Source organism: Microbacterium sp. 2RAF4, from assembly GCF_052115285.1.
Classification (GTDB): Bacteria; Actinomycetota; Actinomycetes; order Actinomycetales; family Microbacteriaceae; genus Microbacterium; species Microbacterium oxydans.
Window position 1 is genome coordinate 363035 of sequence record NZ_JBFRGI010000003.1, and the last position, 19547, is coordinate 382581.

The window sequence follows — 19547 nt, forward strand, 5'->3', positions numbered from 1 at the left end:
CCACGTCATAGGGTCCGGACGCCCACCGGCGTCCGGACCCTGTCCGCTCCTCAACAGGAAAGGCGACCATGTCCCTCTCGCTCGACGGCCTCGTCTCCGGCCTGAAGACCACCGAGGTCATCAAGGCGCTGATGGATGTCGCCTCCATCCCCCGTTCGCTGCTCAAGGCGAAGATGGATGACAAGAACGGCGTCGTCACCCAGCTGCGCACCCTGAACACGGCGGTGCAGAACCTCGCCACGGCGGCCGAGAAGGCCGCGACCCGCGACGGACTCGCCCGCTTCACCACCTCGTCCTCCTCTCCGACGGTCACCGTCGCCACCCGCGAGGGCGCCGCGCCCCTCTCCGCCGACATCGTCGTCGACAAGGTCGCCAAGAACCACACGATCGTCTCCGCTGCCACCGCCGGGTGGCCCGTCGACCCGCCGGTGATCACCCTCGAGAACGCCAAGGGCGAGCGCGTGCAGGTCACCGCAGACTCCACGTCGATGCAGGATGTCGCCCGTGCGGTGAACGAAGCGGGCTTCGGCATCGTCGCCGCGGCCGTCCCCGCCGGACGCGACGCCGACGGCAACCCGATGCACCGTCTGCAGCTGCGGGCCGCCGACTCGGGAGAAGCCGGCCAGTTCCGCGCCTACCGCGGAGACACCGCCGCGGTCGCGGCCGGCACCGCCTCCGACATCTCCACCGAAGCAGGAGCGGCCGTCATCGACGTCGGTGCCGATGCCCAGGTGCGCCTATGGGCCGGCACGAGCGCTGAGCAGGTGCTGACCTCGTCGAGCAACACCTTCACCGATCTGTTCGACGGGGTGGACGTGACCGTCTCCGCGGCCTCTGCTGCACCCGTCACCATCGGCGTCGCCGTCGACACCGCTGCGCGCACCAAGGCCTCCGCCGAGTTCATCGCCGCCGTCAAGGACATCCTGACGCGCATCGACAACGGCTCGAAAGCGACCATCGCCGCCAAGCAGGGCGACAAGACCACCTTGGGCGTCTTCACCGGCGACAGCGCGGTCCGGGGACTGCGCACGGCCCTCGCCGATGCGGTGCAGCACCCCGTGAACGGTGTCTCCCCTTCGTCGATCGGCATCTCGAGCGACATGTACGGCGTGATGAGCTTCGATGAGGAGAAGTTCGCCGAGGCCCTCGCGAAGGACCCGGACGCCGTCGCAGGACTGTTCTCCGATATCGCCTCGCGGGTGCAGGACACCGCGAAGGTGTACTCGGACAAGTACGAGGGACTGCTCACCACGCGGATCACGGGCCAGGAGAGCGAGGTCAAGGGACTCGGCGAGCAGATGGAACGCTGGGACGTCCGCCTCGCGCAGCGCAAGACCACCCTCGAGCGCACCTACGCGCGCCTCGAGGTGATGCTCTCGCAGCTGCAGTCGCAGTCGTCGTACCTGACCTCGCAGATCGCCGCCCTCCCGGGCTCGAGCTCCAACTCGGGGAAGTGAGCATGAACGCCGCGCTCCGCGCCCAGCAGCGCTACCGTGATGACGCCGTGCTGTCGGCGCCGCCCGAGCGTCTGGTGACCATGCTCTACGACCGCCTGCTCCTCGACATCGAGCGCGGGGAGATGGCCCAGCGCGCACAGGATTGGACCGAGGCGAACGCCCAGCTGCAGCACGCCCAGGCGATCGTCTCCGAGCTGTCGTCCTCGCTGACCGACGACTGGAACGGCAGCGCCGGACTGCGGTCGCTGTACGTCTTCCTGTCGCAGACGCTCATCGGCGCCAACATCGGCCGCGACCCGGAACGCACGCACGCGTGCCACGAGATCGTCGCGCCGCTGCGTGACGCCTGGCACGAGGCCGCTCGCACGGTCGCCGAGGCGCGGGCGTGAGCGGGGAAGAGTGGACCGCACTGCTCGACCGACTCGAGCAGGAGGCCGAGCAGATCCTCGACGCCGCGCCCGGTGCCGCTGCCGACGCCGACCTCGCCCCGTGGACGCCGCCGAGCACGCCGCTTCCCGCCGAGCTCGCTGACCGCGCCCGGCGGGTGATCGACCTCCAGCGGTCGGCGATGGACCGTGCCCGCTCCGACCTCGACGGCATGCGTCGGCATCTCGGCGCCGTGAGCCGCATCCCCAGCACCCGTCGACCGGAGGAGCCTGCATACCTCGACGTCGATGGGTGAGATCACTCCCTAACGTCGTGGAGAACCCTGCCGATAGAGCAGGGAGAGCACGGATGGCTCGCAATTCTCGGCCATGGATCGGCCATACCAGCCACACACGGGGAGCCGGTTTCGTGTTCGATTCTGTGACCATGAACGCGCTGACGAGCGCGCTCGACGGCCTCGCGCAGCGCCAGCGCGCGATCTCCGACAACATCGCCAACATCAACACCCCGAACTATCACGCAAAGCGCGTGCAGTTCGAACAGGCGCTCGCCCGCTCGATCGATGCGGGTGATGGACGGGTCGGGGCGATGGTCGGCACCTCGCTCGAGCCCACGCGCTTGAACGGCAACAACGTCAACCTCGATACCGAGACCCTCTCCAGCATCGACACGATGCTGCGCTACCAGTTCGCCACGCAGGCCGTGAACGGCTCGTTCACATCGATGCGCACCGCGATGAGGACCTCATGACCTTCGACGCGATCGGCATCGCCGGCACCGGCCTGACCGTGCACCGCAAGTGGCTCGACGCCATCAGCGACAACATCGCCAACATCAACACCGCCGCTCCCAGCAACGGTGCTGCATTCCGCGCACGGTACATCCTCGCCCAGACGAGCGACCAGTCCCCCGGCGTGTACGTCGCCGGCACCGCCCAGGGCAGTGCCCAGGGACGTCTGGTGCACCAGCCCGACCACCCGCTCGCGGACGCAGACGGCTATGTGCGCTACCCCGACATCGACCTCGGCGACCAGATGAGCCAGCTGATCCTCGCGCAGCGCGGCTACCAGGCGAGCGCCGCCATCGTCGACCGCGCCCGCAACTCCTACGAATCCGCCCTGCAGATCGGACGCAGCTGATGGCCGCACTCCCCGGCATCGAAGCCATCTCCTCGAGTTTCACGCTCGCCCCTCCCGCCGTCGCCCCCGCGAAGGCCACCGACGACACGGCGTTCGCGAACAGTGTCACCGGCGCCATCGACGAGCTGCGCACGTTGCAGTCGGAGTCGGACAAGCTCAAGGTCGCCGCGGTGACCGGAGACCTCGATGACATCCACTCGGCGATGATCGCGTCGTCGAGGGCCGCCGTCACCCTCGAGCTCGTCGCCGCCGTGCGCAACAAGGGCGTCGACGCGTTCAACGAGATCATGCGGATGCAAGCCTGATGCCCCAGGCCGTCACCAACGTGTTCCAGCGGATCGGGCGCGTGATCGCAGGCTTCTCGCTCGCGCAGCGCACGATCGCGATCATCGGCGTCGCCGTGCTCGCCCTCGGCATCGTCGCGCTCTCCAGCTGGCTCACCCGCCCGACCTACACCCCGCTGTTCTCCGGCATGAGCGCCTCCGACGCGAACGCCGTGGTCGAGCAGTTGCGCTCGTCGTCGGTGCCGTACGAACTGGCGGACGGCGGAGCGACGGTGCTCGTGCCCGAGAAGGATGTCTACGACCAGCGTCTCGCGGCCGCCTCGGCCGGACTTCCCGGTGCGAGCTCCGGCGGGTACTCGCTGCTGGACAAGATGGGCGTCACCACGAGCGAGTTCCAGCAGTCGGTGACCTTCAAGCGCGCGATCGAAGGCGAGCTCGCCGCCACCATCTCCTCGATCAAGGGCGTGACGGCCGCGTCGGTGCAGCTCGCCATCCCCGAGGAGAGCGTGTTCGTCTCCGAGACCGTCGACCCCACGGCTTCCGTGTTCGTGGAGACCTCCGGCAACTCGACCCTCTCCCCGAAGCAGGTCGAGGCGATCGTGCATCTGACCTCCGCTGCGGTCAGCGGCATGAAGCCGGAGAACGTGGCCGTGGTGGATCAGAGCGGTCAGACCCTCTCGGCCGCCGGCGTCGGCACCACCGGCGGCATCGACCAGCAGGCCAGCGACTACGAAGCACGTGTGACCGCGAACGTGCAGCAGATGCTCGACACGGTCGTCGGCCCCGGCAACGCCAAGGTGACCGTGGTCGCCGAGATCGACCACTCCGTCAACGAGCGCGTCGAGGAGACCTACACCCCCGCCGAGGGCGCACCGCCGTTGACCGAGCAGACCAGGACGGACACGCAGAACGGCTCGAGCTCGAACGCCGGCGTGCTGGGACCCGACAACATCGCGGTCCCCTCGGCCGGCGGCGACGGCACCTCCGAGTCGACGGAGACCTCGAAGACGAACGCGGTCAACAAGAGCACGCAGAGCACCTCGACACCCGCAGGCTCGCTGCTGCGCCAGTCGGTCTCCGTGGCCGTCGATGCCGGTGCGGGCGGCGACCTGAGCACCGCGCAGCTGAGCGACCTCGTCGAGACCGCCGCAGGGATCGACACCGACCGTGGCGACTCGATCGCCGTCGAGCTCGTCGCCTTCAACCAGACCAGCTCCGAGGCGGCGCAGGCGGCGCTCCAGGCGGCGAAGGATGCGGAGGGCGCCGAGCGCCAGGCCTCGCTGCTGAACACCGTCATCATCGCGGCCGCCATCGCCATCCCGCTGCTCGCCGGTCTCGCCGCCCTCATCATGCGTGCTCGCCGACGCCGCGGGGCCGACACCGAGTTCGAGGAGCTCTTCGGCGCGCGTCCGCCCGCACTCTCCGCTCTCGACGCGGGCGCGACCGCCGCGATCGATCAGGCGCCGACCACGCCGCTGGCGTTCCTCGAGACGACGCCGGACCCCGAGCCGGAGCCCGACCCCGAGCCCGCGCAGGTGAGCCTCGAACGCCGGCGCGCGGAGATCGACTCCCTCACGCGGCAGGACCCGAAGCGCACAGCTGACCTGCTGCGGACCCTCATCGACGACAGGCAGCAGGCATGACCGGACTGACCGATCGGCAGACAGCGGCCGTCGTCCTGATGAACCTCGATCGCGCCCAGGCGATCGAGGTGATGAAGCATCTGTCCGAAGCGGAGGCCGAGGCCGTCGCAGCCGAGATCATCGACCTGCAGAACCTGGACGCGGCGACCACCGCTCAGGCGCTCGGCCAGTTCCACCGCATCGCGTCGGGCCACCTGCCACCCGCTCGCGGAGGGCGGGACATCGCAGCGGGACTCCTGGAGGCGACGTTCGGCGCCGAACGCGCGGCCGCCGTGCTGGGCAGAGTCGGATCGTCGTCGATGAACTCGTCCTTCGAGTTCCTCGGATCCGCAGACCCGGCTCAGCTCGCGACGCTGCTCGACGGCGAACTGCCCCAGACCGTCGCCCTGGTGCTCGCCCATCTGCCCACGGACCGCGCTGCCGCCGTGCTCGCCACGCTCCCCGACCCCACACGCACCGACGTCGCCCACGCGATCGCGACGATGGGTACCGCATCTCAGGAGGCGATCGCGATCGTGGCGGATGCCCTCAAGGCGCGGACCGGCACGTTCGCGGCGCGCGACACCCCTGAGGTGCTCGGCGGCGTCGAGCCCCTCGTCGAGATCATCGCCCGTTCCGGCGCCACGGTGGAGAAGGCGCTGCTGGCGAGCATCGAAGACAGGGACAGCGCGCTGGCCGAGGACATCCGCTCGCGCATGTTCACCTTCGCCGACATCGTCAAGCTGGACGACCGCGACACCCAGCGCGTGCTGCGGGGCATGGACATCCGCTCGCTCGCCCTGGCGCTCAAGGGCGCACACCAGCCGATCGCCGACCTCATCCGTCGCAACGTCTCCGAGCGCAACAGGGAGAACCTCGACGAGGAGGCCCGCACGCTCGGTCCCGTTCGCGTCTCGCAGGTGGAGGAGGCCAGGGCGGAGATCGTGCGCACGATCCGCGCGCTCGAGGCCGCCGGCGACATCACGGTGCAGCGCGCCGACGAGGACGAATATGTCTACTGAGGCCTTCGCACCTGTGCTGTTCCCGCGTCTCGACGGACGCGAGAACGGGGAGCAGTACGTGACCGCCCGCACGCGCGGCTACGCCGATGGTCATGCGGAAGGGTTCCGCGCCGGCCGCGCGGAGGCCGAGGCGGAGCAGCGCGCGGCGGACGAGGCGCGCGCAGTGAGCGACGCGGTCCAGGCCCAGCGGATCGAGACCGCGGTCGCCGCGCTCCACGCCGCTGCGCGATCCCTGGGAGACCGGGAACGGGAGCTCACCGCCGCCGGTGAGGACCAGGTGCTGCGCTGCGCGATCGAGCTCGCGGAACTGATCCTGGTCGCGGAGCTCTCCGAGCCAGGGGCGTCTGCGGCCGCCGCCCTCCGACGCGCGATGACCGGCGCGGGCCCCGAAGCGATCCGCGAGGTGCGCCTGAACCCGGATGACCTCGCGACCCTGCAGACGTCCGCCGCGGAGCCCGCCGGCATCGCCCTCGTCGCCGACGACACGCTCCACCGGGGAGATGCCGTCGCCACCCTGGCTCACGGCCACATCGACGCCCGGATCGGAAGCGCGCTCGAGCGCGCCCGTCGCGCCCTCACGGAGCACGCCCCGTGAGCGTCTGGGGCGCGGTGCGCGAGGCGGTTCGACCCGAGCGCATCGGCGAGGTCTCGCAGGTGCGCGGCCTCAGCGTGCAGGTGCGTGGCCTCGACGGGGCCGTCGGCGACGTCGTGACGCTGGACGGTGTCGATGCCGAGGTCGTCGCGATCAGCGAGGGCGGACTGCGCTGCATGCCACTCGCCCCCGTCGCCGGCCTCACGGTGGGAGCCCCTGTGCGCGCTCGCGGAGGAGCCCTGCGTGTGCCGACAGGAGCGGCGCTTCTCGGACGCGTCCTCGACGGTCTGGGCCGCCCGATCGACGGGAAGGGTCCGCTGACCGGTGCTGTGCCGGTGAGCCTCGACCATGCTCCGCCCTCCATCATGGGCCGCGACCGGATCGACTCGCCCCTTCCGCTCGGTGTACGGGCGCTTGACACGCTCGTCAGCGTCGGACGCGGTCAGCGCGTCGGGCTCTTCGCGGGTTCCGGTGTGGGCAAGTCGTCGCTGCTGTCGATGGTCGCGCGCGGCACCGAAGCAGAGGTCACGGTGATCGCGCTGGTCGGCGAGCGCGGTCGCGAGGTGCGCGAGTTCATCGAAGACGACCTCGGGCCTGAGGGACTGGCCCGCTCCGTCGTGGTGGTCTCGACCTCGGACCAGCCGGCGATGGCGCGCATCCGCGCCGCGTACACCGCCACCAGGATCGCCGAGGCCTTCCGCGACGACGGCGCACACGCCATCCTCATGATGGACTCGCTCACGCGCGTGGCCATGGCGCAGCGCGAGATCGGGCTCTCGGCCGGGGAGCCTCCGGCTACCCGCGGATACCCGCCCTCCACGTTCTCCCTCCTCGCCGGTCTGCTCGAGCGGGCAGGCACGGACACGCGCGGTTCCATCACCGGCATCTACACGGTGCTCGTCGACGGCGACGACCACAACGAGCCGATCGCCGACACGGTGCGGTCGATCCTCGACGGCCATGTCGTGCTCGACCGGGCGCTCGCGCTGTCAGGACACCACCCCGCGATCGACGTGCTCGGATCGGTGTCGCGGGTCGCCGGCAAGGTCACGGCCCCCGAGCGCAGGGCGCACGCGGCGACGCTCCGCGCCGTGCTGGCCGCCCGCCGGCGTGCGAACGACCTCATCGACATCGGCGCGTACCAACCCGGCGCGGATGCCCGCATCGACGCCGCGATCGCCCATGAGAAGGAGATCAGCGCCTTCCTCACGCAGCCCCTCGACGAGACCTGTGAGATCGAGGAATCCTGGCGTCGCCTGGACGACCTCGTGGCATCGTTCGGAGGAGTGTCATGACGCGGTCGTTCTCGCTCGCCGGTCTGCTGCGGGTCAGGGAGATCCAGGAACGCGCAGCGGCCCAGCGCCTCTCGCGCGCCGTGATCGACGCGCAGCACACGGAGGCGCGCGATCGATCCCTCCGCGCACATCTGTCCGGAGTCGGAAGCGAAGCAGTCGACGTCCGCTCCCTCGCCGCGCTCGCGGCCGCTCGCGTCGCCGGTCGGACCCTGCTGGTCGACCTGACGACGCTGTCCGAGCTGCAGAGGCAGACGGTGGACGAGGCGAGGACCGAGCACGCCCAAGCGCGGAGGGCGATGCGCGGACTCGACCGGCTCGCCGAAGCGCACGCCCTGCGGATGCGGACCGCGGAGCTGCACGCCGAGCAGACGGAGCTCGACGAGATCGGTTCGCGCACGAGCGCGAGCAACACGACCACGGAGGACCACGCATGACGTCTCTCGGCATCGTCGACATGCTCACCCCGCGGGTGCACCGTGCTGCGGGATCGCCCGCCGATGCCCGGCAGTCCACCCCCGGAGCCGCGGCCTTCGCCGATGTGATCCTCGATGCCTCGCGCACCACCGACGATCGGGCGGCTGACACTGCGGCGGGCGCACCCGCCGACGATTCGTCTCCCGACCTCGCGACAGCTCACCCCGCGCCATCCGACCCTGCGGCTCCACCCCTGCCCTCCGGTCCGGTTCCGCCCAGCATCGCCCTGCCCGCCCCCGTCCCGACCGGCTCCCCGCTGACCGACCCCAGCCCGGCCCTGCCCGCAGCGGAGTCGGGGACTCCCACTCCCACCGAGGAGACCGTGCTCGGCGTCGGAGATCCGACGGGGACACCACCGACGGCTCACACCCCGGGAGGCACCGCTTCGACGGGTGCGTTCGGCGGCGCTGCCGTGGGTGAAGGGGCAGAGGGCGTGATCGCGATCGGCTCACCACCGTCCCTCGCGGGAACGGTCGCCGCCGCTCCAGGTCTCGAGACCGGCAGGGCATTGCCGTCGCCGCCGCTCGGCGGACCGGCGGCCATGAGGATGTCGGCCGACGCGACGGCGGTGGCATCGTCGGAGACGGATCGTCTCACCACGACCTCAACCTCGGCTTCGGCGTCGGGGACCACCGGTGCTGCCGCGTCAGCGATCTCGACCGCCTCGGCCCTCCACGGCGCCGGAAGCCAGGGAGCGGACGCCCGCGGAGCCACCGGCACGGAGGATCAGACGATCGTCCCATCGGATCCGGCGTCGGAGCCCACGGCCCCGGTCGCGCCGCCCGGCCCGTCGGCGACCCCAGCGCATTCGGTCCCACTGGACACCGGTGAGTCGTCCACCGCGACCCCGGCGATCGGGGGCGCGACCCCCACGGCGCCCGTGTCCGCTGCGGCGGCTCCGAGCGTCGTCGCCACAGCCCGTCCCGCGCTGTTCACCCAGATCGCGACCCCCGTCGTCGCGCTCGCGCAGGCGCCGGACGGCGACCACAGCCTCACATTGACCGTGTCGCCCGAGAACCTCGGTCCCGTGACGGTGCGCGCCCACATCTCCGGGGGCGCGATCCACATCGAGCTGCACGCGCCGAACGACCTCGGCAGGGAGGCGCTGCGCGCGATCCTCGTCGACCTCCGTCGCGACCTCGCCGCCGCGGCGCCGCATGCGTCCCTCCTGCTGTCGACCTCGGACGACGGACCCGCCGCCTCGAACCCGCAGAGCCCCGGCGGCGGTGCAGCCGGTGGCGGGGCAGCCGGTGGCGGGGCAGCCGGTGGCGCTTCGCACACCGCGGGGGCGGACCAGGGTCGGCCGGGACCGGGAACACCGAACGGCCGTGATGGGACGACCGGAACCGCAGTGCCGGGAGACGCATCTTCCGCGGATCACCCTTTATCCGTCGACCCGACATCCCCGCTGACTTCGCCGCACGGCGGCATCGACATCTTCGCCTGATCCGAGAGGAACCCACGACCATGGTCGAACCGATCTCCGGCACCATCCCACCCTCGGGAGTGCAGACCGGCAGCACCACACCTGCGTCCGAGCGCAAGAAGACGCTCGACTCCGAGGTCTTCCTGAAGCTCCTGGTGACGCAGCTGACCAACCAGGATCCCAGCTCGCCCATGAACACCAACGAGATGATCTCGCAGACCACGCAGTTGGCTTCCATGGAGCAGCTGACCGCCCTCACGGCGACCTCGACCGAGAGCTTCGCCCTCAGCATGCGTCAGACCGCCGCAGCACTGATCGGTCACGAGGCGCAGTACGTCGATGAGAAGGGCGTCACCCAGAAGGGCATCGTCACGTCGGTGTCCTATGCCGGTGCCGTGCCGCTGGTCACCATCGGCGAGGCCTCCATCCCCCTCGACGCCGTCTCCGGCGTCTCCGTCGCTCCCCGTCCGCAGTCCTGACCAGTCCATCCAGAAAGGCATCACCATGCTCCGCTCTCTGTTCGCCGGAATCTCGGGTCTGCGTTCCCACCAGACCATGCTCGACGTCACGGGCAACAACATCGCCAACGTCAACACGACCGGCTTCAAAGCCTCGGCCGTGCAGTTCCAGGACTCGCTCTCCCAGCTCGTGCGCAACTCGATGATGCCGCAGCAGGCCGCCGGCGGTCAGAACCCCGCGCAGGTCGGCCTCGGCGTGCAGGTCGCTGGTATCAGCACCAACTTCGCCTCCGGGGCACCGCAGCCCACGGGCGTGCCGACCAACCTCATGATCGCGGGCGACGGATTCTTCGTCGTCCGCTCCGGCGGCGAGACGCTGTACACCCGCAACGGCGGGTTCTCGTTCGACGCGAGCGGCAAGCTGGTCTCGGCCGACGGCGCGCTGGTCCAGGGCTGGACGGCACAGAACGGCGTCATCGTCCCCGGTCAGGGCATCGGCGACATCCGGCTCCCGGTCGGCGCACTCAGCCCCGCCGCGGCGACCACCACGGCCCGTGTCACCGGAAACCTGCCCTCGGGTGCCGCCGTCGGCGAGCAGCTGGTGCGCGACATCAAGACCTACGACGCCGAGGGTACGGCCACCTCGCTGCGCCTCACCTTCACCCGCACGGCCACCGGCTGGAACGTCACCGAACCCGGCGGCACGAACACCGCTCTCACGTTCACGGACGGCAAGCAGCCCGGCGCGTCGTCGATCGTCTCCGGCGGCGTCACCGTCGATCTGTCAGCGGTGACCGGGTTCGCGGATGTCAGCGATGTCGCGATCAAGGAGCAGAACGGCAAGCCGGCCGGCACCCTGAGCTCGTACGCGCTGATGAACGACGGCAGCCTCGTCGGCACGTTCAGCAATGGCGACACCGAGGTGCTCGCCCGCGTCGCGCTGGCCGGATTCGTCAACCCCGGTGGACTCGAGAAGGCGGGCTCGTCGCAGTACCGCCCGAGCGGGAACTCCGGTGAGCCGACGCTCGGACAGGCGGGCTCCGACGGTCTCGGCGGCATCATCAGCGGCGCGCTCGAGATGTCCAACGTCGACCTGTCGCAGGAGTTCACCAACCTGATCGTCGCGCAGCGCGGCTTCCAGGCGAACGCCCGCATCATCACCACGAGCGACGAGGTGCTGCAGGAGCTGACGAACCTCAAGCGCTGAGTCATCGGAGCTCTGCGCGGTCTCGTGCGGTGGGCGGCGGTCGACGCCACCCACCGCACGCGTCAGAGTTCGCGGAGCTCCGAGGTCATCTCCCCGCCGGCGTCCCCCGTATTGACGGTCCCCTTCGGCTCGAAGAGGATGGCGTGCACCTCTTCGTCGGCTCGCGGGCAGTGCTCCACGCCCTTCGGCACGACGAACACGTCATTCGGTCCGAGCACGACATCGCGGTCGCGCAGCTGGATCGTCAGCTCCCCCTGCACGACCATGAAGAGCTCGTCCGTATCGGGGTGCGTGTGCCAGACGAACTCTCCGAGCAGCTTGACGACCTTGACGTCGTAGTCGTTGATGCTCGTCAGCCGGTGCGGCTGCCAATGCTCGGTGATGGTCGCCAGCGCGGCATGCACATTGCGGGCGTCGGGATTCTCGTTCACGTCGTCAGCCTAGGGGCGCGAACGGCGTGAACGAGACGAGCCTGAGTCGCCGAGGCACCCTTCCACAGAGATCACGGACGCACAACCCCCTGGAGCTCGCCGCCGGACGGGTCGATCCTCGGGGCATGGCACATCCAGACGACATCAAGCAACCGCTCGATCACCTCCCCCCTCTCGAGGAGCGCGACAAGGCCATCGAGATCGAAGAGCCGAGCTATCCGACCTCCGAGGCGCCGACGAGCTCCGCCCACGCCTCTCCGGAGACCGCGGCCGAACCCGGCAAGCCGAATCGTCACGGCGTGGACAAGCTTCCGCCCGGTCCCAGCTGATCCGAGCACCCCGCGCTCCCCCGGTACTGTCGTATCCGGGAGAACGGAGCCGGTGATGAACGCCCTCGACGCATTCGGCACCATCGCCGAGGTCTTGTCCTGGATCGGGCTCGGCATCGGCCTGCCCCTGCTCGTCATCGTGCTCCTGGTGAAGATGCATGACGGCTCCTGGCTGCCTCAGGAGGTCGTCATCGTCGAGGAGCAGGACGGCCGGGCACGCGCCCGCTGGTTCGCGGCCGGTGATTTCCGGGAACGACCGCTCCGCTCCGACGAGTCCATCCATTGGCGCGGACGCGAGGAGGTCGACGCGTTCATCAGCGCGCGTCACCCTGGCCTGATGCGATTCGAGCCCCGACGACCGCTGCTCCATGCCTTCCAGGTGCTCGGGATCACTCTGGCCGCGGTCGGAGGCTGTGCTGTCGTCCTGTCCGTCGTCCTGCTGTTCGTCGGCTGAGGTACGGAGTCCGCACACAGTGTTCGCGGGCAGGATGGAAGACATGTCCGCATCACCGCTCGCTGCACGTCCCTGGCTCGATTCCTATGCGGAAGGCGTCCCCGCCGAGATCGAGGAACCATCGCAGACGCTGCCCGAGATGCTCGCGGCGAGTGTCAAGGCGTTCGCCCGACGACCGGCGCTGGACTTCTTCGGTGCCGTCACGACGTACCGCGACCTTGGCGAGCAGGTCGAACGGGCCGCCGAAGGATTGCGGCGGCTCGGGGTCGGCGCCGGTGACAGGGTGGCTCTGGTACTGCCCAACTCCCCGCAGCACGTCGTGGCGTTCTACGCGATCCTCCGGCTCGGGGCGATCGTGGTCGAGCACAACCCGCTGTACACCGCACGCGAGCTTCGCCACCAGTTCGAAGATCACGGCGCGCGGGTCGCCGTCGTGTGGGACAAGTCCGCCGACACGATCGCGGGTTTCCCCTCCGACGTCAGGGTCGAGCACATCGTGAGCGTCGACATCACCGAGGCGATGCCGCTGTCGAAGCGCCTCGCCCTCCGTCTGCCTCTGCCCAAGGCCCGCGAGGCCCGCGCGAAGCTCACCGGCACCCCGAAAGCGCGGCACCTGATCGCGTGGAAGCAGCTCGCCACGCACCGACGCATCTCGCGCCGAGTGCCGGGGCCGACCCTGGACGACACCGCGCTCCTGCAGTACACCAGCGGCACGACGGGCGTCCCCAAGGGAGCGATCCTCACCCACTCCAACCTCCGAGCCAATGCGATGCAGGGGCGGGCGTGGGTGCCCGGACTCGTCGACGGCGAGGAGACCTTCTACGGTGTGCTGCCGCTGTTCCACGCGTACGGCATGACCCTGTGCCTGACCTTCGCGATGAGCATCGGAGCGCGGCTGGTCCTGTTCCCCGCGTTCGATCTGGGCCTGGTCACGGCTGCGGCACGGACGACGCCACCCACGTTCCTTCCGGCCGTGCCGCCGATCTACGACGCTCTCGCCCGCGCGGCCGCCCGAGGGACCATCGACCTCTCGACCGTGCGCTTCGCCATCTCCGGAGCGATGAGCCTCCCGGTCGCGACGGTGAAGCGCTGGGAGGAGGCGACCGGCGGCCTGCTCGTCGAGGGCTACGGAATGACCGAGAGCTCGCCGGTCGCGCTCGGCAACCCGATGGGTCCCACCCGACGCCCCGGAACGGTCGGCGTGCCCTTCCCGAGCACGGAGATCCGAGTCGTCGACCCGGCGGACTCCGATGTCGATGTGCCGGCCGGCGAACCCGGTGAACTGCTGATCCGCGGCCCGCAGGTGTTCCAGGGATACTGGCGGCGTCCGGGAGAGTCGGCAGATGCCTTGCTGGCAGACGGCTGGCTGCGGTCGGGCGACATCGCCCAGGTCTCGCCCGACGGCTTCGTGACCATCGTCGACCGCCTCAAGGAGCTCATCATCACCGGCGGGTTCAACGTGTCACCGAGCGAGGTCGAAGACGTGCTCGTCGCCCACCCCGATGTCATCGCCGCTGCGGTCGTGGGCCTTCCGCGTCCCCATGGCGGAGAAGAGGTCGCCGCCGCCGTGGTGCTCCGCGACGGCGCGACTCTCGATGTCGATGCCCTGCGTGACTTCTGCCGCACCCGGCTCACCCCGTACAAGGTGCCGCGCCGCATCACCGCCGTCGACGACCTCCCCCGCTCCCTCATCGGCAAGGTGCTGCGTCGTCAGGTGCGCGACGCACTGCTCGCCGACCGCTGAGTCCGCCTCATCCTGGCGTCGATCACCGACGGCGAGCCCGCCTAACGCGCAACGCCGTCCGGCCGACAGTCACCTCCGACAGCCCAGGACGGGCCGTCGGGTCCGTGCTCCCCGGAACGCGGACGGATCTTTCCAGGATGGAGCCCATGATCGTCCTCACGCGCCTGAACCGTTCGCGGTTCGCGGTGAACCCCGACCTGATCGAACGTGTCCAGGCGACGCCGGACACGACGCTCATCATGGTCGACGGTGCGACCTTCGTCGTCACCGAGACGATGGATGACGTGATCGCGCAGATCACCCGGTTCCGTGCCGGCGTGCTGGCCACCGCCGCCGCCCTGATCACCGCAGCGGGAACCGATTCCGCGACTTCCGCTTCTGAGGTCGGTCTCTGATGGATCCGTCTCTCGTCCTCGGACTGGTCCTCGCGTTCGGCGCCCTGATCGCCATGATCAACCTCGAGGGCGCAACCATCGGATCGCTGCTGATCCCCGCCCCGATGGTGCTGGTCTTCGGAGCCACGATCGCCGTCGGCATCGCGAGCGGCACTGTGCGCGATGCGCTGCATGCGGTCAAATCGCTCCCCCGCGCCTTCCGCGGTGAGCGCCGCACCGCGTCGAGCATGATCGACACGGTGGTCGGCTACGCCGAGAAGGCGCGCGCCGAAGGGCTCCTCGCCCTCGAGCAGGGACTCGAGGACGAGAAGGACCCGTTCCTGCGCCAGGCGCTGCAGAGCATCGCCGACGGCACGGATGCGGAAGACCTGCGCACGCTGCTGGAGGACGAGCTCACCTCGACCGCCGCCCGCAACCGCACCGCCTCACGCTTCTACATGACGCTCGGCGGCTTCGCGCCAACGGTCGGCATCATCGGCACCGTCGTCTCCCTCACGCACGTGCTCGAGAAGCTCGACAAGCCGGACACCCTCGGTCCGATGATCGCGACAGCATTCGTGGCGACGCTGTGGGGTCTGCTCTCGGCCAACTTCATCTGGCTGCCCATCGGCGGTCGCCTGCAGCGGCTCGGCGAGCTCGAAGTCGAGCGCATGACCGTCCTCATGGAGGGCATGCTCGCGGTCCAGGCCGGCGCTCCGCCCCAGTTCGTGAACGAGCGTCTGCGAGCGCTCGTGGCCGAGCGTCCCTCTGCCCGATCCGGCCGGAAGGCCCGCACCTCAGCAGCCGAGGAGACGGAGCAGGCGTCATGAGCGTCCGTGCCCGTCGCCGCGTGCCGCAGGAGGAGCACAGCGGTCCGGACGAGCGGTGGATGGCGTCCTACATGGACATGGTGACCGTGCTGATGTGCATGTTCATCGTGCTGTTCGCGATGTCGACCGTCGACCAGGAGAAGTTCGAGGCTCTCAGCGCCTCTCTCGCGACCGGATTCGGGCAGGAGCCGTCGGACGAGATCGACGCCACGACGGGCGTGGTCGTGCCCCCGGAGCTGGTCGACGAGAAGGGCGAGGACTTCGCCGACGTCGCTCTCGCCGCCGCCCAGACCGAGTTCAACGAGCTCTCCGCGCTTCGCGAGCGTCTGCGCCAGGTGCTCGCCGACAACGGTCTCGAGGCCGATGTCACCTTCACGATCGACGAGCGCGGCCTCACGATCGGCCTGGTGAGCGCGGAGACGTTCTTCGACACGAACAGCACGACGCTCAGCGACAAGGCGCTCCTGGTCCTCGATGCGCTCGGCTCCGTACTGGTCACCACGACCAACGAGATCTCGGTCGAGGGCCACGCCGACGTGCGCGGTTCGGTCGCCCCGTACCCGACGAACTGGGAGCTCTCCGCCGGCCGCTCGACCCAGGTGCTGCGGCACCTCGTGGAGGCCTCGGGTCTTCCCCCCGCCCATCTCAAGTCGGTCGGCTTCGGTGACACGCGCCCTGTCGCCGCCGGAGATGCACCGGAGGCACTGGCCCAGAACCGCAGAGTCGACATCGTGATCCTGTCCGATGCGAACGAGGAGGTGCGAGCCCTCATCCCCCAGGCCCAGGCGGGGAAGCCGGCCTCCTGACCACCCTCTCTTCCTAACGCACGCCGATCACCGCCCGATAGTCCGGTTCGTGGTGATCGATAACAGCGTGCGCTCCGAAGTGCGCGCGGGGACGACGGCGAAGGCCCCCGAAGTCGAGGTGTACGACTTCGGCCGTTCCGCGACCCTCTCCCGCGAGCACACCCGCGCCCTGGAACTCGCCTTCGAGACGTTCTCACGGCAGTGGTCGGCGCAGCTGTCGGCGAAGATCCACGTGCGGGCCACGATCGCGGTCGAGCACGTCGGGATGATGACCTACGGCGAATACGCCCAGTCCCTCCCCACCACGACCACCATGATCGTGTGCGCGCTCCCCGACTCCGAGGAGCGCCTCATCGTGCAGCTGCCCACCTCGGCCGCGACCGCGTGGATCGTGCAGATGGTCGGCGGCCGGGCGTCGAGCGCCTCGGAGGACCGTACCTTCACCCCGATCGAGCAGGCACTGATCCGCTCGCTGATCGTCGACGCGATCGATCACCTCACCGGGGCGCTCGACGGTCTGCTCCCCGTCGGCGTCTCGTTCAGCGGCATCCAGTACAGCTCGCAGTTCGCACAGGTCGCGGCTGCCGGCGAACCCGTCATCGTCGCGCGGTTCTCGATGCGCCTGGCGGGTCGCACGGTGCCGACGAGCGTGATGCTCCCCGCCTCCGTGCTCGCCGGGTTCACCGTGCGCCCCTCCGACCTCGAGCGCACCGCCGCACCCGACCGGATCCGCCGCCAGGTCGAGGTCGCACCTGTCGAGGTGGCGCTGCGGCTCGCACCCCGAACCGTGCTGCCGCGCGAGGTGCTCGATCTCACTGTGGGCGACGTCATCGCCTTCCCGCACTCCGCCGACCGGCCGATGGTCCTCACCGTCGGCGATCAGACCGTCGCGACCGCTGCCGTGGGCAGCGCGGGCGCGCGGCTGGCCTGTGTCGTCACCACCACCGTCCCCGATCCCGCATCCGCCGAGGAGTCCGCGTGAGCAGCACCACCACCTACGAGTCCGCCGTCGCCGCCGCCTTCGCCGCATCGCTCCCGACGCCCTCCCCGCTCGTCGCACGCGCCTCCCAGGTCTCGGGCGATACCGGAGACGCCGTGATCGTGCAGTTCGTCGGCGAGGCCAGCGCCCAGCTCGCCGTGCAGCTCTTCGAGCCGGAGATCCTGGTCGACGGACTCGGCGGCACACCGCTCACCGATCGGTTGCGCGATGCCCTCGAGACCGCGACCAGTGCACTGGGTTCCGGCGCTCTCGGCGATGCCTCCGTCGGCGATGCCTCCGCCCTCTTCGCGGACCCGGCTGTGCAGTTGTTCGACCTGCAGGACGACGCCGACCACACGGTCGGACGCCTGGCCGTCGTCGTCACGCGCGCGCCGGCAGGAGCCACGAACCCCTCCCGCCGGCTGCACCGCATCGCCGGCGTCGAGATGGAGCTCACCGTCGAGATCGGCCGCACCAGGATGGCGGTTCGCGACGTGCTGGACCTGGAACCCGGACGCATCGTCGAGCTCGACCGCTCCGCCGGCGCCCCCGCCGACATCAAGCTCAACGGCCGCGTCATCGCGCACGGCGAAGTCGTCGTGGTCGACCAGGACTACGCGGTGCGCATCACCCGCATCCTCGAGAACGTCGAGGCCTGACCCTGGACGACCTCCTGCTCGGCCTGCGGGTCGTGCTCTCGCTCGCCGCAGTACTCGGAGTGCTGTGGTTCCTGCAGCGCCGTGTCGCGCGCACCCAGGCCCGCCGACGTGACGGCGAGGCCATCACGGTGCTCGGACGCCAGGGGGTCGGCCCGAAGGCGCAGATCGTCGTGATCCAGACCGAGGACGCCCGATACGTGCTCGGCGTCACGGAGCACGGCGTGAACGTCGTCGATCGGCTGCCGGTCAAGCGGACCGAAACGTCGGAGGAGACGCCCCGCTCGGCATGGTCGCCGGCGACCGCGGAAGCGGCGTCCGACGCCGCGGAGTTCGACCGGATCCTGGCCGCGGCGGCTCTGACGGAATCGTCGGACATCTCGCCGGTGTCCTCGGCGCCGCAGCGCCGTGTGCGGCACCGCAACGATCCGCTGCGCGGCTCCATCCTCTCCCCCGAGACGTGGCGGCAGACCGCCGAGGCCATCCGGCGCACCCGATGAGCGTCACCCGTGGGGTCGTCGACCGGCGCGCGCTACGACGAATCGCGCTGATCCTCGCCGCGGCGCTCGCACTCGTCGTGGTCCTGACCCTCCTCACGGGCACGGCCGCCCACGCACAGGTGACCCCGGACGATCAGGGCGAGGGCGTCACGATCGACATCAACGGCGTCGACGGCGGTCCGTCGGGGTCGATCCTGACCCTGCTGGGCATCACGCTGCTCTCGGTCGCCCCCGCGCTGCTGCTGATGATGTCATCGTTCACGAAGATCTTCGTCGTGCTGGCGATGACCAGGAACGCCCTGTCGCTGCCGACCATCCCCCCGAACCAGGTGCTGGCGGGGCTCTCCCTCTTCCTGTCGCTGTTCATCATGTGGCCGGTGCTCACCGAGATCAACACGGTCGCGGTGCAGCCCTACATCGACGGCTCGCTCTCGTTCACACAGGCCATCGATGTGGGCCAGCTGCCCCTGCAGGAGTGGATGCTCCGCTTCACCCGCGAAGAAGACCTCGCGCTCATGACGCGGATGGCCGGCCAGCCCAACCCGGAGGACCCCTCGAGCGTCCCGATGTACACGCTCATCCCCGCGTTCATGATCTCCGAGCTGCGGGCCGCGTTCATCATCGGCTTCGTCATCTTCATCCCGTTCCTCGTCATCGACCTGGTGGTCGCCGCCGCCCTCATGTCCATGGGCATGATGATGCTCCCGCCCGTCATGATCTCGCTGCCGTTCAAGATCCTGCTGTTCATCCTCGTCGACGGCTGGGGGCTCATCATCAGAGCCCTCCTGGAGAGTTACGGAGGAGTCGGATGAGCCCTGAGGCGGTCATCGACATCGGGACGCAGGGACTGATCATCGCGGCGAAGCTCGCCGCCCCCGTCCTGGTCACGGCGCTCGTCGTCGGCTTCGCGATCTCGCTGCTGCAGTCCATCACCCAGGTGCAGGAGGTGACGCTGTCGTTCGTCCCGAAGATCGTCGCCGTCGGCATCGCACTGCTGATCGCCGGCAACTGGATGATCGCCGAGATGATCGCCTTCACGAACGAGATGTTCGCCCGCATCCCCTCACTGTTGAGTGGATGA

The 19547-nt window shown here is 69.8% G+C and carries 26 protein-coding genes; 25 read left to right on the forward strand and 1 reads right to left on the reverse strand.

The features are described from left to right. Positions 1–68 precede the first annotated feature (68 nt). The 14 genes from fliD to AB4070_RS15270 all read left to right on the forward strand — a co-directional run bounded on the left by fliD (position 69) and on the right by AB4070_RS15270 (position 11363). Positions 69–1457 carry a flagellar filament capping protein FliD gene (gene fliD, locus AB4070_RS15205; protein ID WP_441980832.1) on the forward strand — a complete coding sequence of 463 codons (1389 nt, stop codon included), beginning with the start codon at positions 69–71 and terminating at the stop codon, positions 1455–1457. 2 nt (positions 1458–1459) lie between these two features. After that, a complete protein-coding gene (fliS, locus tag AB4070_RS15210; protein WP_441980833.1) occupies positions 1460–1846 on the forward strand; it encodes a flagellar export chaperone FliS in 387 nt (128 codons plus the stop codon). Next, complete coding sequence (locus AB4070_RS15215; RefSeq protein WP_061015743.1) at positions 1843–2139, forward strand: hypothetical protein; 297 nt, start codon at positions 1843–1845, stop codon at positions 2137–2139. The genes fliS and AB4070_RS15215 overlap by 4 nt, the downstream gene beginning before the upstream one ends. Before the next feature lie 113 nt (positions 2140–2252). After that, on the forward strand, positions 2253–2594 hold the full coding sequence (locus AB4070_RS15220) for a flagellar basal body rod protein FlgB (RefSeq protein WP_441980834.1): 342 nt from the start codon (positions 2253–2255) through the stop codon (positions 2592–2594). Then, positions 2591–2983, forward strand: a complete 393-nt coding sequence (locus tag AB4070_RS15225) for a flagellar basal body rod protein FlgC (protein WP_021198933.1) — start codon at positions 2591–2593, stop codon at positions 2981–2983. Before AB4070_RS15220 ends, AB4070_RS15225 begins: the two co-directional genes overlap by 4 nt. Next, positions 2983–3288 (forward strand): flagellar hook-basal body complex protein FliE, encoded by a 306-nt coding sequence (fliE, locus tag AB4070_RS15230; RefSeq protein ID WP_046747397.1) that lies wholly within the window; start codon positions 2983–2985, stop codon positions 3286–3288. The genes AB4070_RS15225 and fliE overlap by 1 nt, the downstream gene beginning before the upstream one ends. After that, positions 3288–4910, forward strand: coding sequence for a flagellar basal-body MS-ring/collar protein FliF (fliF, locus tag AB4070_RS15235; protein WP_441980835.1), 1623 nt, complete (start codon positions 3288–3290; stop codon positions 4908–4910). Before fliE ends, fliF begins: the two co-directional genes overlap by 1 nt. After that, complete coding sequence (gene fliG / locus AB4070_RS15240; RefSeq protein ID WP_441980836.1) at positions 4907–5911, forward strand: flagellar motor switch protein FliG; 1005 nt, start codon at positions 4907–4909, stop codon at positions 5909–5911. Before fliF ends, fliG begins: the two co-directional genes overlap by 4 nt. Continuing rightward, positions 5901–6506: a FliH/SctL family protein gene (locus AB4070_RS15245; RefSeq protein WP_441980837.1), complete on the forward strand. Its 606-nt coding sequence runs from the start codon at positions 5901–5903 to the stop codon at positions 6504–6506. The genes fliG and AB4070_RS15245 overlap by 11 nt, the downstream gene beginning before the upstream one ends. Next, the gene (locus tag AB4070_RS15250; protein WP_441980838.1) at positions 6503–7798 is read left to right on the forward strand and encodes a FliI/YscN family ATPase; all 1296 of its coding nucleotides are present in this window, start codon (positions 6503–6505) and stop codon (positions 7796–7798) included. Before AB4070_RS15245 ends, AB4070_RS15250 begins: the two co-directional genes overlap by 4 nt. Beyond that, positions 7795–8232: a hypothetical protein gene (locus AB4070_RS15255; protein WP_441980839.1), complete on the forward strand. Its 438-nt coding sequence runs from the start codon at positions 7795–7797 to the stop codon at positions 8230–8232. Before AB4070_RS15250 ends, AB4070_RS15255 begins: the two co-directional genes overlap by 4 nt. Then, positions 8229–9719 carry a flagellar hook-length control protein FliK gene (locus AB4070_RS15260; RefSeq protein WP_441980840.1) on the forward strand — a complete coding sequence of 497 codons (1491 nt, stop codon included), beginning with the start codon at positions 8229–8231 and terminating at the stop codon, positions 9717–9719. Before AB4070_RS15255 ends, AB4070_RS15260 begins: the two co-directional genes overlap by 4 nt. Positions 9720–9739: 20 nt before the next feature. Beyond that, complete coding sequence (locus AB4070_RS15265; RefSeq protein WP_046747390.1) at positions 9740–10177, forward strand: flagellar hook assembly protein FlgD; 438 nt, start codon at positions 9740–9742, stop codon at positions 10175–10177. A 25-nt stretch (positions 10178–10202) separates the two neighbouring features. Next, complete coding sequence (locus AB4070_RS15270; RefSeq protein WP_441980841.1) at positions 10203–11363, forward strand: flagellar hook protein FlgE; 1161 nt, start codon at positions 10203–10205, stop codon at positions 11361–11363. Between the two features lie 62 nt (positions 11364–11425). Here AB4070_RS15270 and AB4070_RS15275 read toward each other — a convergent pair whose 3' ends face one another. Further along, entirely contained in the window at positions 11426–11794 is a 369-nt protein-coding gene (locus tag AB4070_RS15275; RefSeq protein WP_441980842.1) for a cupin domain-containing protein, read from the reverse strand. 125 nt (positions 11795–11919) lie between these two features. On the opposite strand from AB4070_RS15275, the gene AB4070_RS15280 reads away from it, so the two are divergent. From AB4070_RS15280 to fliQ, 11 genes are all read left to right on the forward strand, one after another. Next, a complete protein-coding gene (locus AB4070_RS15280; RefSeq protein ID WP_045263701.1) occupies positions 11920–12123 on the forward strand; it encodes a hypothetical protein in 204 nt (67 codons plus the stop codon). Positions 12124–12178: 55 nt separating this feature from the next. Continuing rightward, on the forward strand, positions 12179–12577 hold the full coding sequence (locus AB4070_RS15285) for a hypothetical protein (RefSeq protein WP_282847271.1): 399 nt from the start codon (positions 12179–12181) through the stop codon (positions 12575–12577). Between the two features lie 43 nt (positions 12578–12620). Continuing rightward, positions 12621–14321: a long-chain-fatty-acid--CoA ligase gene (locus AB4070_RS15290; RefSeq protein WP_441980843.1), complete on the forward strand. Its 1701-nt coding sequence runs from the start codon at positions 12621–12623 to the stop codon at positions 14319–14321. Between the two features lie 146 nt (positions 14322–14467). After that, positions 14468–14716: a flagellar FlbD family protein gene (locus AB4070_RS15295; RefSeq protein ID WP_441980844.1), complete on the forward strand. Its 249-nt coding sequence runs from the start codon at positions 14468–14470 to the stop codon at positions 14714–14716. Beyond that, the gene (locus tag AB4070_RS15300; protein WP_441980845.1) at positions 14716–15525 is read left to right on the forward strand and encodes a motility protein A; all 810 of its coding nucleotides are present in this window, start codon (positions 14716–14718) and stop codon (positions 15523–15525) included. The genes AB4070_RS15295 and AB4070_RS15300 overlap by 1 nt, the downstream gene beginning before the upstream one ends. Further along, positions 15522–16331: a flagellar motor protein MotB gene (locus AB4070_RS15305; RefSeq protein WP_441980846.1), complete on the forward strand. Its 810-nt coding sequence runs from the start codon at positions 15522–15524 to the stop codon at positions 16329–16331. The genes AB4070_RS15300 and AB4070_RS15305 overlap by 4 nt, the downstream gene beginning before the upstream one ends. A 49-nt stretch (positions 16332–16380) precedes the next feature. Further along, on the forward strand, positions 16381–17313 hold the full coding sequence (locus AB4070_RS15310) for a flagellar motor switch protein FliM (RefSeq protein WP_441980847.1): 933 nt from the start codon (positions 16381–16383) through the stop codon (positions 17311–17313). Continuing rightward, on the forward strand, positions 17310–17969 hold the full coding sequence (gene fliN / locus AB4070_RS15315; RefSeq protein WP_441980848.1) for a flagellar motor switch protein FliN: 660 nt from the start codon (positions 17310–17312) through the stop codon (positions 17967–17969). The genes AB4070_RS15310 and fliN overlap by 4 nt, the downstream gene beginning before the upstream one ends. A gap of 32 nt (positions 17970–18001) precedes the next feature. After that, the gene (locus AB4070_RS15320; RefSeq protein WP_441980849.1) at positions 18002–18466 is read left to right on the forward strand and encodes a FliO/MopB family protein; all 465 of its coding nucleotides are present in this window, start codon (positions 18002–18004) and stop codon (positions 18464–18466) included. Further along, positions 18463–19278 (forward strand): flagellar type III secretion system pore protein FliP, encoded by an 816-nt coding sequence (gene fliP, locus AB4070_RS15325; RefSeq protein WP_441980850.1) that lies wholly within the window; start codon positions 18463–18465, stop codon positions 19276–19278. The genes AB4070_RS15320 and fliP overlap by 4 nt, the downstream gene beginning before the upstream one ends. Next, the gene (gene fliQ, locus AB4070_RS15330) at positions 19275–19547 is read left to right on the forward strand and encodes a flagellar biosynthesis protein FliQ (RefSeq protein WP_017828226.1); all 273 of its coding nucleotides are present in this window, start codon (positions 19275–19277) and stop codon (positions 19545–19547) included. The genes fliP and fliQ overlap by 4 nt, the downstream gene beginning before the upstream one ends.